This is a genomic window from Roseovarius salincola (assembly GCF_026891095.1).
In the GTDB taxonomy this organism is placed as follows: domain Bacteria; phylum Pseudomonadota; class Alphaproteobacteria; order Rhodobacterales; family Rhodobacteraceae; genus Roseovarius; species Roseovarius salincola.
This window is the reverse complement of record NZ_JAPTNL010000020.1, coordinates 1-14,807: the sequence shown is the minus strand read 5'-3', so window position 1 is coordinate 14,807 and position 14,807 is coordinate 1. Positions and strand designations below refer to the sequence as shown.

11 protein-coding genes and 2 pseudogenes are annotated in these 14,807 nt (G+C 62.5%); 8 read left to right on the top strand and 5 right to left on the bottom strand.

Going from position 1 to position 14,807, the window contains the following annotated elements:
• Positions 1–55 precede the first annotated feature (55 nt).
• From N5A93_RS16880 to N5A93_RS16855, 6 genes are all read left to right on the top strand, one after another.
• On the top strand, positions 56–2,104 hold the full coding sequence (locus N5A93_RS16880; RefSeq protein WP_268956271.1) for a TRAP transporter permease: 2,049 nt from the start codon (positions 56–58) through the stop codon (positions 2,102–2,104).
• Between the two features lie 171 nt (positions 2,105–2,275).
• On the top strand, positions 2,276–4,162 hold the full coding sequence (gene speA / locus N5A93_RS16875) for a biosynthetic arginine decarboxylase (RefSeq protein ID WP_268956270.1): 1,887 nt from the start codon (positions 2,276–2,278) through the stop codon (positions 4,160–4,162).
• 26 nt (positions 4,163–4,188) lie between these two features.
• Positions 4,189–5,400: a saccharopine dehydrogenase family protein gene (locus N5A93_RS16870; RefSeq protein ID WP_268956269.1), complete on the top strand. Its 1,212-nt coding sequence runs from the start codon at positions 4,189–4,191 to the stop codon at positions 5,398–5,400.
• A gap of 22 nt (positions 5,401–5,422) precedes the next feature.
• Positions 5,423–6,592, top strand: a complete 1,170-nt coding sequence (gene nspC, locus N5A93_RS16865) for a carboxynorspermidine decarboxylase (protein WP_268956268.1) — start codon at positions 5,423–5,425, stop codon at positions 6,590–6,592.
• Positions 6,589–7,434, top strand: coding sequence for an agmatinase (gene speB / locus N5A93_RS16860; protein ID WP_268956267.1), 846 nt, complete (start codon positions 6,589–6,591; stop codon positions 7,432–7,434). The genes nspC and speB overlap by 4 nt, the downstream gene beginning before the upstream one ends.
• Positions 7,435–7,496: 62 nt before the next feature.
• Positions 7,497–8,738 (top strand): MFS transporter, encoded by a 1,242-nt coding sequence (locus N5A93_RS16855; protein ID WP_328407175.1) that lies wholly within the window; start codon positions 7,497–7,499, stop codon positions 8,736–8,738.
• A gap of 42 nt (positions 8,739–8,780) precedes the next feature.
• Here N5A93_RS16855 and N5A93_RS19515 read toward each other — a convergent pair.
• Positions 8,781–8,885 (bottom strand): annotated as a pseudogene (locus N5A93_RS19515) (DUF6647 family protein); the annotation flags it as partial.
• 205 nt (positions 8,886–9,090) lie between these two features.
• Between N5A93_RS19515 and N5A93_RS19585 the strand changes: the two are divergent.
• Positions 9,091–9,279: pseudogene (locus N5A93_RS19585) on the top strand (IS256 family transposase); the annotation flags it as partial.
• Between the two features lie 353 nt (positions 9,280–9,632).
• A complete protein-coding gene (locus N5A93_RS16850; RefSeq protein WP_268956266.1) occupies positions 9,633–9,869 on the top strand; it encodes a hypothetical protein in 237 nt (78 codons plus the stop codon).
• Positions 9,870–10,333: 464 nt separating this feature from the next.
• Here N5A93_RS16850 and N5A93_RS16845 read toward each other — a convergent pair whose 3' ends face one another.
• The 4 genes from N5A93_RS16845 to N5A93_RS16830 form a co-directional block, all read right to left on the bottom strand.
• Positions 10,334–12,367 (bottom strand): NADH:flavin oxidoreductase, encoded by a 2,034-nt coding sequence (locus N5A93_RS16845; protein WP_268956265.1) that lies wholly within the window; start codon positions 12,365–12,367, stop codon positions 10,334–10,336.
• A 71-nt stretch (positions 12,368–12,438) separates the two neighbouring features.
• On the bottom strand, positions 12,439–13,197 hold the full coding sequence (locus N5A93_RS16840; RefSeq protein ID WP_328407119.1) for an amino acid ABC transporter ATP-binding protein: 759 nt from the start codon (positions 13,195–13,197) through the stop codon (positions 12,439–12,441).
• Between the two features lie 18 nt (positions 13,198–13,215).
• Positions 13,216–14,013: an amino acid ABC transporter permease gene (locus N5A93_RS16835; RefSeq protein ID WP_268956264.1), complete on the bottom strand. Its 798-nt coding sequence runs from the start codon at positions 14,011–14,013 to the stop codon at positions 13,216–13,218.
• The gene (locus N5A93_RS16830) at positions 14,010–14,780 is read right to left on the bottom strand and encodes an amino acid ABC transporter permease (RefSeq protein ID WP_268956299.1); all 771 of its coding nucleotides are present in this window, start codon (positions 14,778–14,780) and stop codon (positions 14,010–14,012) included. Before N5A93_RS16830 ends, N5A93_RS16835 begins: the two co-directional genes overlap by 4 nt.
• Positions 14,781–14,807 lie beyond the last annotated feature (27 nt).

Sequence of the window (14,807 nt, the reverse complement as noted above, 5' to 3'; positions counted from 1 at the left end):
GCCACTTCGGCGGTCGGGCTTCTTTTGTCCTGATTGAACTTGCCGGGTGCAGACGATGGCCGAAGAACCGACGAAAGACCGCGAACTCACAGCCGAAGAGCTGCACGAGATTGAACGCAAATACGATCCCGAACTGGCCTTTCGGACCACCGGCCGCCGGATCGCCCTTATTGTTTCGGTCACGCTGGTCGCGATGTCGGCCTATCATTTCTATGCCTCGGGCTTTGGGCTTGTCCGTGAGCTGCTGCATCGCGGGATCCACCTCTCTTTCGTCCTCGGACTCGTATTTCTGCTGTTCTCGTGGCGGCGTCGCGCGACTGATCTGCAACCCGCCCCGGCGTGGTATCGCCCCGACGGCGTTCCACTGCTCGATATCGTCTTTGCCATGCTGGCAGTGGGCGCAGCACTTTACCTTCCGCTTCTGCCGCCGCAGGTGGTCTCGATCCGGGTCGGCAACCCTTCTGACATGGACGTTCTCATGGGCACGGCGCTTTTGCTGCTGACCCTCGAGGCGACGCGGCGCGCGGTCGGCCCGACATTGCCGGTCATCGCGCTGATCTTCGTGGCCTTCGCGGTCTTCGGCCCATGGGCGCCGGGGGCTCTCAAACATGGCGGCGCCAGCTGGCAAGGGCTGATTAACCATCTCTACATGACCAATCAGGGGATCTACGGCATCGCCATCGGCGTGATGGCGCAATATGTGTTCCTGTTCATCCTCTTCGGCGTTCTGGCAACGCGGATCGGGCTGGGGCAGTTGTTCATCGACCTTGCCATGGTGATCGCTGGGCGCTTTGCGGGCGGCCCTGCGAAGGTCGCGATCTTCTCATCGGCCTTCATGGGGACGATCTCGGGCTCGTCCATCGCCAACACAGTAACGACCGGTGCGCTGACCATTCCGGCGATGAAGCGCGTCGGCTATCCGGCGCATTTCTCGGGCGCGGTCGAGGCCACCTCTTCTACCGGCGGGCAGATCACGCCGCCGATCCTGGGGGCCGCGGCCTTCATCATGGTCGAGTATCTGGAAATTCCCCTGCGCGATATCCTGGCGGCAGCCCTGTTCCCTGCCCTGCTGCACTATTTCGGGATTTTCATCATGGTCCATCTCGAGGCCCGCAAGCTAGGACTGCGCGGCCTTGCTGCGTCCGAGCTTCCCAAGGCGGGACTTGTGCTGCGCCAACACTGGCTGTCCGTGATCCCGCTTTTCATCCTCGTCTACCTGATCCTGAGCGGCAAGACACCGGATTATGCGGCGGTATACGGCATTATTGCCTGCATCGTCGTGGGCTTCCTCAACCCCGTTAACCGGCTGACACTGAAGGACCTCTGGCGGGCTCTGGCTGACGGTGCGCGCAACACGCTGGCAGTCGGCGCCGCCGCTGCGACCGTTGGCGTCGTCGTTGGCGTCGTCACCCTGACCGGCGTCGGCTTTCGCCTCGGCTATGTCGTGGTTCAGACCGCAACCGACATGGGCGGCTTTCTGAGCGCCCTCTGGCCGCTCAGCTATTTCGCCATCGAACAATGGGCGCTGTTCGTCTCGTTGATCCTGATCGCCATCGCCTGCATCATCATGGGCGCGGGCATTCCCACCACGGCGACTTACATCATTCTCGTGGCGGTCGCGGCCCCCGCTCTGGCGGTCTTGAACGTCGAACCGCTCGTCGCGCATTTCTTCGTGTTCTATTACGGAGTGCTGGCGGATATCACTCCGCCTGTTGCGCTCGCGGCCTATGCAGCAGCCGGGATCGCGGGATCGAACCCCTTCAAGACCGGCAACACCGCTTTCCGGCTCGGGATCGCCAAGGCGCTCGTGCCCTTCGTCTTCGTCTACTCTCCCGCACTTTTGCTGATAACCGAGGGCTTTACCTGGGCGTCGTTCACGATCACGCTGGCAGGTGCCATGCTGGGTATCGGCGGTCTGGGGGTTGCCTTCTCGGGCTTTCTGATCGCCCCGCTGACGCGGCTGGAACGCTGGGCGGTGGCGCTGACATCGTTGTTGTTCATTGCACCCGGCCTCACGACGATGGCGATCGGGCTGGCCCTGTGGTCGCCGGTTGCCTTCCTCCAAATTCGCCGACGCCGTAGGTCTGCAAACACGGCGCCCTGAACCACCACGTCGGCGCGCACCTGAACGCGAGACCCTTCGCCGCGCAATAGCACTGGACGAATCTTGCGCCGGCGACTACGGCGCGAAGAGCTCTTTGTTCTGTTTGAAACGCGCTCCCGGCTGACACTCCGGGGCGCGGACCCCATCACCCTTCCCACGGGAGCGAACGCCATGACGACAAGCGACACCCATGAAGACATCTACGGGCTGAAGCGCTGGGGGCGCGGGTTCTTCGAGGTTCTCGAAAACGGCGATGTCGCGCTTAAGAACCCGCTATCGCCCGACGCCCCCCCGGTCAGCCTTCCCGAGATCATCCGCGACCTCGAAAAGCGTGGCATCCACACGCCGATGATCCTTCGCGTCAGTTCCTATCTCGAAGATGCCATCCGCCAGATCAACGAGAGCTTCCGCGACGCGATCGTGCGCACCGGCTATCAAGGCACCTATCGCGGGGTGTTTCCCATCAAGGTCAATCAGCAGGCTCAGGTCGTGGACCGGATTGTGGAATTCGGGCGCAAATACGATTTCGGGCTCGAGGCGGGATCGAAGCCCGAGCTGGTCATAGCCCTCGCCCACAAGCTCCCCGACGACGCTCTGATCGTCTGCAATGGCGTCAAGGATACGGAATTCGTCGGCCTCGCGATCCAGTCGCGCAAACTTGGCTTCAACACGGTCATCGTCCTGGAAAGCACGATGGAGGTGGATACCGTCATCGAAACCAGCCGCGCGCTCGGGGTCGAACCGATGCTGGGTGTGCGCGTCAAGCTGACCAACCAGATCAGCGGAAACTGGGCCGCCAGTTCCGGGGATCGCTCGACCTTCGGGATGAACACCGCCCAACTGGTCGAGGTGATCGACAAGCTTCGTGACGCGGGCCTGCTGCATTGCCTCACGCTTCAGCACTCGCATCTGGGCAGCCAGGTGCCCGACGTGAACGATGTCCGCCGCGCCGTTGGCGACGCCTGCCGCTATTTCTGCGAGATGACGGCCGAAGGGGCGCCGCTCACGCATCTCGACCTCGGTGGCGGGCTTGGCTTCGACTATACCGGCGAGCAGAAGGCCACAGCCAATTCGGTGAATTACAGCGTCGAGGAATACTGCGCCAATATCGTCGAAACGGTCGCCTATGCGATGAACGAAGCTGGCGTGGAGCATCCCACCCTGGTCACCGAAAGCGGGCGTGCCTCGGTCGCGACCTCCTCGATGCTGATCTTTAACGTGCTTGAGGCAACCTTGTTCGACGCCCCAGACGCACCCGCCGCCGAACCCGACGATCACCACTACGTCAGCGACCTGACGGCCGTCGGCGATTATCTGTCGGGGGACCGGCTGCGCGAATGCCTGAACGACGCCAGCTTCTATCGCAACGAGATGCGCGCCCTCTTTCGGCGCGGCCATGTCGGGCTGCGCCAGATGGCCCGTACCGAAACGATCTACCGCCACCTGATGGCCCGCATCAAGGCAGTGGCCGCCACTGACGAGCGTGGCGCGGATATCGAGGACGAGCTGCACAAGCTCGCCGATATCTATCACTGCAATTTCTCGCTGTTCCAGTCGCTGCCTGATGTCTGGGCGATCGACCAGCTGCATCCGCTGATGCCCCTTCAGATGCTGGATCAGGCCCCCACCCGCCGCGCGGTGTTATCGGACATCACCTGCGACAGCGACGGCAAGGTCGATCATTTCATCGTCGCCGATGGCACGTCGCCGTCCTTGCCGGTACATGATCTGCCCCAGGACCGGCCCTATCACATGGGCGTGTTCTTTGTCGGTGCCTACCAGGAAACGCTGGGCGACCTGCACAACCTGTTCGGCGACACCAATGTGGTTACGATAGACTTGCGCGAGGATGCGGGATTTGATCTGCTTCACGAACAGGAAGGAGACACCATCGCCGAAGTTCTCTCTTACGTCGAATACGACCCCAGTGATTGTGTGGACGCCTTCCGCAAGCTGGTGGATGGTGCGATTTCCAGAGGTGTCATCAGCGTCGAGGAACGGCGCCCGCTGATGGCGGCCTATCGCGACAGCATCAACGGTTACACCTACTACGAATAAGCGAACAAACCCGGGAGACAGAGGTCATGGGAAACACACTCGTAATCGGCGCCGGCGGCGTCAGCCATGCCGCCGTCCACAAGATGGCGATGAATGCCGATATCTTCACGCATATCACCCTGGCCAGCCGCACGAAGTCCAAGTGCGACGCGATTGCCAGATCGGTCAAGGAACGGGTCGGTGTCGACATCGACACCGCCGCGCTCGACGCGATGGACGTGGCAGCGACGGTCGCCCTGATCCGCAAGACCGGGGCCGAGATCCTCGTCAACCTGGCGCTGCCCTACCAGGATCTCAAACTGATGGATGCCTGTCTCGAGGCGGGCTGCCATTACCTCGACACGGCGAATTACGAACCCGAGGACGAGGCCAAGTTCGAATACAGATGGCAATGGGCCTATCAGGACAAGTTTCGCAAGGCCGGGCTGACGGCGATCCTCGGGTCAGGGTTCGACCCCGGTGTGACCAGCGTGTTCGCCACCTGGCTGAAAAAGCACAAGCTCGACAGCATACGCGAAATCGACGTTCTCGATGCCAATGGCGGCAGCAACGATCAGGCCTTCGCCACAAATTTCAACCCCGAGATCAACCTGCGCGAAGTGTTGCAGGATGCCAAGCACTGGGAGGGTGGCGATTGGCAGGTGACCCCGGCCATGACCCACAAGGTCGAGTTCGATTTCCCCGGCATCGGCCCCAAGAACATGTATCTCATGTATCACGAGGAACTCGAAAGCCTGAGCACCCATTTCCCCGAGATCGAGCGCGCGCGGTTCTGGATGACCTTCGGGGATGCCTATATCACCCATGCCAAGGTCTTGCAGAATGTCGGCATGACCCGGATCGACCCGGTCATGCATAACGGGGTCGAGATCATCCCGATCCAGTTTCTCAAGACTCTGCTGCCCGATCCCGGCGACCTCGGCGAGCAGACCAAGGGCAAGGCGTGTATCGGCGATATCGCCACAGGCGAGGCCAAGGACGGGTCGGGCGAAAAGACCTATTACATCTACAATATCTGCGACCACGAAGAATGCTTTGCCGAGGTCGGCAGCCAGGCGGTGTCCTATACGACCGGCGTCCCGGCGATGATTGGCGCGGCGCAGGTGCTCAAGGGCAATTGGACGGCGCCGGGCGTGTGGAACATGGAACAGCTCGATCCGGATGATTTCATGGACATGCTGAACAAGCATGGCCTGCCCTGGCAGGTGCATGAGTTGGACGGGCCGGTCTCGTTCTGAACCGAACCGGGACATCCACGCCATGACCCAGCCCATGCAGACCCAGGCCGGGGATGCCGGCGCCTTTCGGCACTTCGACCTTGGACGCGTGCCCTCGCCCTGTTTTGTGGTGGACGAGGTCGCGCTTGAGGCCAATCTTGAGGTGCTGGCATATGTCGGAACGGCCTCGGGCGCGCGGATGCTCTGCGCGCTCAAGGCATTTTCCATGTTCTCGCTGGCGCCGCTGGTGCGCTCGTATCTCGCGGGCACCTGCGCCAGCGGATTGCACGAAGCGCGCCTCGGGCGCGAGGAATATGGCGGCGAGGTCACGACCTTCTCGACCGGTTACAAGGAGTCCGAGATCGACGAGATTCTCGGCCTGAGCGACCACCTGATTTTCAACAGTCTCGGGCAGAAGGACCGTTTTGGCGCGCGCGCGCAGGCGGCGGGCGTGTCCGTCGGGCTGCGCATCAACCCGCAGCATTCCGAAGGCGAAGTGGAGAAATACGACCCTTGCCAGCCCTGCTCGCGCCTTGGCGTGCCGGTCTCGCAACTGAACGCATCCGCGCTCGACGGGGTCGCGGGGCTGCATATGCACACGCTTTGCGAACAGGGTTTCGCCCCGCTCCGGCGCACCTGGGAGGCCGTGGAGCCGCTGCTGGCGCCCCATATGGCGCGCCTTCAATGGATCAACCTGGGCGGCGGGCACCATATCACCCGCGACGATTATGATCGCGCCGGACTGATCGACTTCATCAAGGATATCCGCGCACGCCACGGCGTCGAGCTGTACCTGGAACCAGGCGAGGCGGTGGCGCTCGATGCCGGTATCCTGGTGGGTGAAATCCTCGACACGTTCGAGAACACGATGCCCATAGCGATCACCGATATATCGGCAACCTGCCACATGCCCGACGTGATCGAGGCCCCCTATCGTCCTGCACTGCTCGACGAGGCCAAGACCGGCCATACCTACCGGCTGGGCGGGCCGTCCTGCCTGGCGGGGGACATCATCGGCGATTATACTTGGGCCGCCCCGCTTGATATCGGACAACGTTTCGCCTTTCTCGATCAGGCGCATTACTCGATGGTCAAGACCAACACCTTCAACGGCGTGCCCCTGCCCGCCATCGCCATCTGGAACAGCCGCACCGACGATCTGCGGATCCTGCGCGAGTTCGGCTATCTCGACTTCAAGGAACGCCTATCATGAGCAGCTTTCTCGCCAGTGAACTCAGTGCCGACGAGAAAAGCGAATCCGCCCGCTTCCGGGTAATCCCGATGCCGCTCGAACGCACGGTGTCTTACGGGGCGGGCACCGCACGCGGACCGGCAGCGATCATCGCAGCCTCAAACGAGCTCGAGCGGCTTTGCCTCGGGCAGGAACCCTGCCGCGCGGGCATCCTGACCGAAGCGCCCGTCGATTGCGACGGCCCCCTCTCCGAGGTCATGGCGCGTCTGGCCGCTCGCACAGAAGCGGCGGCGCGGGCTGGCCGCATTCCGGTGACGCTGGGGGGTGAACATTCGCTCAGCTACGGCGCGGTAATGGGTGTCGCCCATGCGCTCGGGCAGCCTGTGGGGGTCGTGCAGATCGACGCTCATGCCGATTTGCGCGTCGCCTATGAGGGCGAGAAACACTCGCATGCCTCGGTCATGCACCTCCTGGCGCAAGAAGGGATTCCCCTCGCCCAGTTCGGCGTGCGCGCGATCTGCCAGCAAGAGGCCGACAGCCGCGCGGCGAACAAGGTGTTCTGGCGCGATGCAGAGGAGCTCGTCACCAACCGCATTCATCAGGTGGATCTGCCCACGGATTTCCCCGAGCTGGTCTATGTCTCTTTCGACGTGGACGGGCTCGACCCGTCGCAGATGCCCGCCACTGGCACGCCTGTGCCCGGCGGGCTGGATTACTACCAGGCGCTTCACCTTGTGGAACATGCGCTCAAAGGGCGGCGCTGCGTGGGTTTTGACCTGGTGGAACTCGCACCCGACGGCAATGCGGCCTGGGATTTCACCGCGGCCCAGATCGTCTATCGCCTGATGGGGCGCTGCCTCTGACGCGCGCCGCCATGTCAGAGGCACCCGAACGGAACGGATCGCGTCCGTTACCGAAATAAGTTATCCGGTGCTGGAACTCATTTCTTTGCAAGGAATTTGCCAAGGGAAAGGAGGCGCCCATAACCTATTTCCAAAGCCTTTCAGCCGCCGGTTTTACCGCAACCGCGATCAGCTACGGCCCCGGCCGCATGGGGTTCGGCCTTTTCGTTCCCGAGTTCAAATCGACCTTCGCTCTCTCAAGCTCCACAGTCGGCTTCATCGCCAGTCTCGGTTTCTGCGGATTTTTCATCGGCTTGCTGGTGGCACAAAGCTTGCTCAACCGTATGGGCCCCAAGATGCCTGTCCTGACCGGGCTCTTCGCGGCCATGGTCGGCATGAGCATCATCGCGCTTGCGCAGAATGCCGCCATGCTGGCGCTCGGCGTCATTCTTGCGGCTTCAAGCGCGGGTTTCGCATGGACGCCGTTCAACGATCCGGTGCATCGCAAGATTCGTGACTGGGACCGCCCGACCGCGCTCTCGTTGATCAGCACAGGCACCGGTGTCGGCGTGATCGCAGCGGGTTTCGCCGCCCTGGCCCTTGTCTTCGCGGACCTGTCTTGGCGCTATTGCTGGACCTTCTTCGCATTGGCCGGCTTCGCGGTGCTCATCCTGAACTGGTCGGTCCTGCGTCAGATCGACAGGCCACCCGCACGCGAAACGACGATGCCGTGGCGCGCGCTGCGTCATGTCATGGCGATTCCGCTTTTCGCCATCGCCTTCGTCTACGGCGCGACCTCGGCAATCTATATCTCGTTCGCGCCCGACGCGTTCTGGGCACATGGCGGCGTGCCGGGCACCCCCACCGCCGCGACGCCCGCTTTTGTCTTCCTGTGCTACGGGGTCTTTGGTCTGACCGGGCTTCTTGCCGGACACGTGAAACAAGCGATTGGCCTGCCTTGTATCTTGCGTCTGCTCATGCTGACAAGCGCGGTATCGCTTGTTCTGGTTGCCGTCATACCCGCAAGTTGGCCTGCACTGATCGTATCGGCGGGGCTGCAAGGCATTCACGTGATGATGACAAGTGCCGTTCTGGCCTTCTGGTCGGAAAGGCTTTTCCCCCAGTTGCCGTCGTTCAGCTTCACGGCCGCACTGCTTGCGACTGCGGCCGGCAGCATCCTGGGGCCGGCGGCGGCCGGTATCATATCGGATACATTTAGTCCCGACGCGATGTTTATCGCCGCAGCCGCCTTGCCAGTGATCACGGCCCTCATACTGCGCAACCGCCATGCGCACGAGCGCGCGGCCACGTCACCCGCGCCCTGAAGCGCGCGGTTGCCGGTCCTGCCGACGCGTCAGATGCCCTGCTCAGTCCGGATGGATGTCACGCCGCATGCATCCGGTTCCCAGAACGATCGCGGACCAGTTCACGCTCAGTTCCAACCCCAGTTCAGCCAACCACGCCTGCCGGGTTCGCCACGCGGCAGGTCAGGTCTGTCTTCACGTGAAGCCACACCTCCAGGTGCTTGATCAAACCGTCCAACGACCTTGGATCGCGCCACGCCGATTCATCCGCCGCCTGCACAGACAGCGAAACGCCCATTGATACAAGACAACACATGTGAACGCGCGCCTGTCGCATCCCGGCTCGGCTTAATATCTGTATGGGCAATCCAGCGTGATCCGGAAATCGATCAAGACGCGAGGCTCCTTCCCGACGGATGAGGCCGTGACCAAGCTGATCTGTCTGGCCATTCGAAGGTTCGACTAAAACGGCCGCGATGTCCGGGAATGGTTTGCAGCCCGCAACCAATTCGCCATGATATCCGGCGAGCGTTTCGACGCTGGAGTATCTGAAACCGCGTAGGCCGGGCCAGATACACAGGGTTCATAATACTCGCCGGAAAATGCGGCTTTCGGCTCTCCAAGCGCCGCGTTCGACTGCTGTGTGATGACCGCTCGCCTGAAAGCGTGTCAGCCGCGTGTCTCGTCCTCGGTGACGCCCGATCCCGTATCGCTGGCACCGGTCGACTCAGAAGTATCACTCTCCGACCCTTCATCGCCATCGGCACTCTGCGTCTCGGCGTCCGATTTTCCAACGCTGCCGCCGCCCCATCCATCTTCATCACCATCTGGGGTCTCGCCCGCGCGACCAACGTCACGATCGTTGCCCGGATTTCCTGTCGACGACCCGGGCCCACTTCCCTGACCAGCATCTCCGTGGCCACCAGCGCTACCGCCACCGGCTCCGCCACCAGCACCACCAGCACCACCAGCACCGCCGCCACCACCAGCGCCGCCGCCGCCGCCACCAGCGCCGCCGCCGCCGCCACCAGCGCCGCCGCCACCACCAGCGCCGCCGCCACCACCAGCGCCGCCGCCGCCAGCACCCTTTGCGATGGCGACGTCGGCAATAAAGACAGCTGCAACTGTCGCAACCGGAAGCACCATCATTGAGGCCAAACCCGCAGTCAGCGCCAGAATTTTAAATGGACGAGGCATGATATCTCCTTGAGAATCCGTTGTCATCATTTTGAGTGACTGCCATGTTCGATCCGAGATCGCGGTTGTGCGATCAAACAGCCACAAGCCATCCCGCAGAGAAGCAGGTAAATGCGGAATGCATGCGCCTGGACAGTGGCAGAAAAGTGTCGGAACCACGCGCTGGAGACACCCCGGTCTGCCCTCTTCCGAGGCGCGGCAAGGTTGAAATCGATACGTTGTCGAAACCGTCTCACGATTGCTGCTCGCGGGGGCGCCGCTTTAATCGGGGGTCGGATCGCTTCAGAACTCAACCCTGTGTTTCAAGACAAAACGGCCCGCCGCAAGATGGGGGCGCTGCCCCCGTCGCAGCGAGCTGCGACTCCCCCGAGGTGTTTTTAGCCAAATGAAGCCGGGGGCGCGGCAGGCCTTGTTTTCAATCATGACACGGCGCAGAGCCGCAGGGCGTCATAGATGGCCGCATGAACGTTTCGTGACGAAAGCGCGTCGCCGATGCGGTGCAACTCGAAGCCGGGATGCGGGCGCGGCTGCGGGCGCAAGTCCTTGAGCGCGTGGATGTCGGTCTTGCCGCCATTCGACGCGCCGCCCCTCAACCCATCGAAAAGGTCGTCCATCGGGAGCGTCCCCATCTCCACCACGACCTGATCGACGACGCGTGTCCGGTGTTCATGCGTCAGTTCGTTCAACAGGGTGGCCGCAAGGCGATTGCCCTCGCGACTGACCTTGACGAGACGCAGATGGCCGTCGGATCGGAGCCCGGATTTCGCCATTTCCTTTTGCCAGCGCGTTGCTTCGGGATAGACCAGATCCTCGGCCACGCTCGCGTCGATCGTGGCAAGCTGAACATCCGCGCCCTGATCCATCGCGCAGAACGCCGCCAGCATCGCCGGGTGACGGCCCGTCCCGTCCCAGACCAGGACATCGCCCTGCGGTTTGACCTGTCGCCCGACCACGTCCCACGCTGAAAGCACGAGATCCGCGCCATCGCCGAAATCCGTCTGCGGGATGCCACCCGTCGCCAGGATCACGAGGTCGGGATCAAGCGCGGTAATGTCCTCGGGTTCCATGAAGCGATTGCACAGAACAGGCACGCTCAGCCGTTCGAGTTCACCAAGGCGCCAGTCGATGATCCCGACAAGATCCTTGCGCCAGCCACTTGCCGCCAGCAGGAGCTGGCCGCCCGGTTGGGGCGCTGCCTCGAAGAGAGACACGTCATGGCCGCGTTCGGCCAGGATGCGCGCGGCCTCGAGGCCGCCCGGCCCAGCCCCGACGACGACCGCATGGCGGCGCGTGGCGGCTTTTTCGATACTGTGCCCGATGCTGAGCTCCCGCCCGGTTGCCGCGTTATGCAGGCATTTGGGACGATGCTGCGACTGGCAATGCCCCGCGCCGACGCAGGGGCGGATCCGGTGTTCCTCGCCCGCGATCAGCTTGGAGACCATGTGCGGGTCGGCGATCTGCGGGCGGGTGAGTCCGGCCATGTCCACATGCCCTTCGGCCACCGCGAAACGGGCGGATGCCATGTCCGAGAGCTTGGCGGCGTGAAAGACCGGCAGGTCGACTTCGCGCTTGAAGCGCCCGACCGCAGTCACCCAGGGCGCGGCCGCAACGCCCATGCCCGGAAACACCTCTTCGGACAGCGAGCGGGATGTATCCATCGAGCCATAAAGCGCATTGAAGAAATCGACGGATCCCTCCCGCTGAAGGATCCGCGCCGCTTCGATACAGTCGTCGGGAGTGAGTTCCCCGTCTATCCCCTCGTCCACGACATAGCGCATGCCGACAATGAAATCGTCGCTGACATTGCGGCGGATCTCCTCATGCACCATCAGGGCGAAACGGACACGGTTTTCCAGGGAGCCGCCGAAGCGGTCTGTCCGTTCGTTGGTCTTGGGCGAAAGGAACTGCCCGATCAGATGCCCCGATGCCAGGGTCTCGATCCCGTCAAGGCCGCCGGCCTCGCAACGGCGCGCGGCCTGTCCGTAGGCCCGCACGACGCGCGCGATGTCGTCTTCGTCCATTTCGCGCGGAATCCCGCGATGCAATGTCTCGCGGATGGGAGACGGACCGATCGGCGGCAGCCAGTCCTGCGCATAGGGATCGCCACGGCGCCCGAGATGTGTGATCTGGCACATCAGCGCGGCGCCACGGGCGTGAATCCGTTCCGAGAAGCGCTGAAAATGCGGGATGATCTTGTCGGTGCCCACATTGAGCTGCTGAAAGATGCTGGGGCTGTCGATATCCACATTGGACGAGCCCCCGAACATGGTCAGCGCCAGCCCGCCTTTCGCCTTTTCCTCGTGATAGGCTTGGTAGGCGTCTTGCGGAAACCCGTCCTTTTCCAGCCCGCATGCATGCGATGTGCTCAGGAGCCGGTTGCGCAGCACGAGTTTCTTGATGGTCAGCGGCGCCAGCAGCGGATCGCTTGCGCGTGGGGTCGGTTCTTGCGTCATGGCGCACCTCTCGTGTCGGGCAAAGGGTCTCATCCCCGCCCGGTGGTTTGGAACCTGTCGGACATCAGACCTCAGAGAACTTTCGACAGGAACTCCTTGGTTCGCGGGTCCTGCGGATTGTCGAACAGGACATTCGGCGGGCCGGTTTCGCAGATCCTGCCCGCATCGGTGAAATAGACCCGGTCGGAGATCTCGCGGGCGAAGCCCATCTCATGCGTGACCAGAATGCAGGTCATCCCGTCCGCAGCGAGTTGCTTGATGGTCAACAGCACCTCGCCCACGGTTTCGGGATCCAGCGCGGCCGTCACCTCGTCGAACAGCATGACATCGGGACGCATGCAGAGACTGCGCGCGATGGCGACGCGCTGCTGCTGCCCGCCCGACAGCTCGGCCGGATAGGCGTTCTCCTTTTCGTGGAGCTGGACCTTGGCCAGAAGCGCGCGGGCACGGGCCTCGACCTCGGCCTTGTTCTCGCGCAGCACAAGGAGGGGCGCCATCATGATGTTCTGCAGGACGGTACGGTGCGGAAACAGGTTGTATTGCTGAAAGACGATCCCGACCTTGCGGCGCAGCGCCAGCTTGTCGAGATTGCCGTCGTGGACCTCCTGCCCCTCGACCTGAACGGAGCCTTCGTTCACGGGGGTTAGCCCGTTGATCGTGCGGATCAGGGTCGATTTGCCAGAGCCGGAGGCCCCGATGATGCAGACCACCTCGCCCTTCATCACCGTAAGGTCGATCCCCTTGAGGACTTCGAAATTCCCGAAGCTTTTGTGAACATTCTTGAGCGCGACGATGGGCTGATCGGGTGTCCAGCCTTGCGAAACTGTCATTGGTAAATCGCTCCTGCGTCAGGACCCGGCGGCGAAACGGCGTTCGAGCCGGCGGGTGTAAATTGAAATCGGATAGATGAAGACGAAGAAAATCGTCATCAGGAACAGGTAGAACGGCACCAGCAGTTCGGGGCGCGCGCCGGCGGCTTCCATCGCCGCCTGCGTATTGCCCAGTGCCTCGTTCACGCCAAGGATCGCGGCCATCGGGGTCATCAGCGTCAACAGCGCGTACCAGTTCATCCAGGGCGGCATCATCCGGCGGATGCATTGCGGCAAAATAATGTAGCGAAGGGTCTGGAATCGGGTGAATGCGAGGCTTTCGGCGCTTTCCCACTGGCCCGACGGGATCGACGCCACCGCGCCGCGCAGAATCTCGGAAATATTCGCCATCACGGGCAGCGCGAAACCGATCGTCGCCTTGACCCAGTCCGGGATCATCACCGTGCCCCCGCCCGGCATGGGGACCTGAAACGGGATCAGGAACATGATCGCGAAGAGGATCACCAGCCAGGGCGAATTGCGGAAGAGGTGGGTCACCAGCTTGGCGGGCAGGCGAATGACCTGGATCGGGCTGATCTGCATGAACCCCAGGATCACGCCGGTGACGGTCGCGATCGCCATCGCAAGGATGCTCATGACAAGGTTGAGCACGAACCCCTCGAGGATGAAAGGCATCCATGTCACCAGCGTCGCAAGTGCGCCGGGGCGGGCATCGCCGCCCTGCTGAGCCATTGCGGCGACCGTTCCGGCCACGCAGAGACCGAGCGCCAGCACCGGGGCGCGCCATGTCATCCGTGTCACGTTATATGCGCTCATTGCCCGTACCCCGGCAATGCAAGCTTGCGCTCGAGCAGCGACATCGCCTTGGCGATGATCGCGACAAGCACAATGTAATAGGTGAACAGCAAAAGCATCATCTCGGGCACGTTCACATTGTCCGACCAGATGCCGCTGAGGGAGTAGGTGATTTCAGGGACCGCAATCACATAGGCCAGCGACGATGTCTTGGCCAGGCTGACGATGTTGTTCGTCAACGCCGGAAGACAGAAGCGGAAGGCGAGCGGCAGGGTGATATAGACGAATATCTTGAAATTGGAGAAGCCGAGCGATTCCGCGGCCTCGGTGGTTGCGGTCGGCACCGCTTCCACGCCGGAGCGGAAGATCTCGACATTGTAGCTTCCGCCGAAGATGCCGATGGCGATCACCGCCCAGCCGAACGACCCGATCATGGGTTCATACCAGCCCCCCATATCGACCTGCGGCGTGATCGCGCCAAGGCCGAAATAGAAGAACAAGAGCTGCACGATCGGCGGCGTGTTCCTGAAAATCTCGATATAGGCGGCCACGAACCAGCGCACGGGCCGCAGGCGCGAGGTCTGCGCGCCGGCGCCGATCACGCCGATCACCAGCGACACCGTGACGATGGCCGCGATCAGTTTGACCGAAACGACCATGCCTTCGGTGAGGCGCGACCAGTCATAGGAATCATAGAACGGCGAGAAGTTCAGACCTGTCAACGGCGGAGACAAAACCGGCCACTTGGCGGCGCAAAACCAGGCCAGTGGTGGGGCACCAAGCGCCATGGCGCGTGCGCTCCCCAAATAGCTGGC

Coding starts and splice junctions, on each gene's coding strand:
- N5A93_RS16880 (WP_268956271.1), top strand. CDS start 56: ATGGCCGAAGAACCGACGAAAGACCGCGAACTCACAGCCGAAGAGCTG.
- speA (WP_268956270.1), top strand. CDS start 2,276: ATGACGACAAGCGACACCCATGAAGACATCTACGGGCTGAAGCGCTGG.
- N5A93_RS16870 (WP_268956269.1), top strand. CDS start 4,189: ATGGGAAACACACTCGTAATCGGCGCCGGCGGCGTCAGCCATGCCGCC.
- nspC (WP_268956268.1), top strand. CDS start 5,423: ATGACCCAGCCCATGCAGACCCAGGCCGGGGATGCCGGCGCCTTTCGG.
- speB (WP_268956267.1), top strand. CDS start 6,589: ATGAGCAGCTTTCTCGCCAGTGAACTCAGTGCCGACGAGAAAAGCGAA.
- N5A93_RS16845 (WP_268956265.1), bottom strand. CDS start 12,367: ATGACGCAAGAACCGACCCCACGCGCAAGCGATCCGCTGCTGGCGCCG.
- N5A93_RS16840 (WP_328407119.1), bottom strand. CDS start 13,197: ATGACAGTTTCGCAAGGCTGGACACCCGATCAGCCCATCGTCGCGCTC.
- N5A93_RS16835 (WP_268956264.1), bottom strand. CDS start 14,013: ATGAGCGCATATAACGTGACACGGATGACATGGCGCGCCCCGGTGCTG.
- N5A93_RS16830 (WP_268956299.1), bottom strand. CDS start 14,780: ATGGCGCTTGGTGCCCCACCACTGGCCTGGTTTTGCGCCGCCAAGTGG.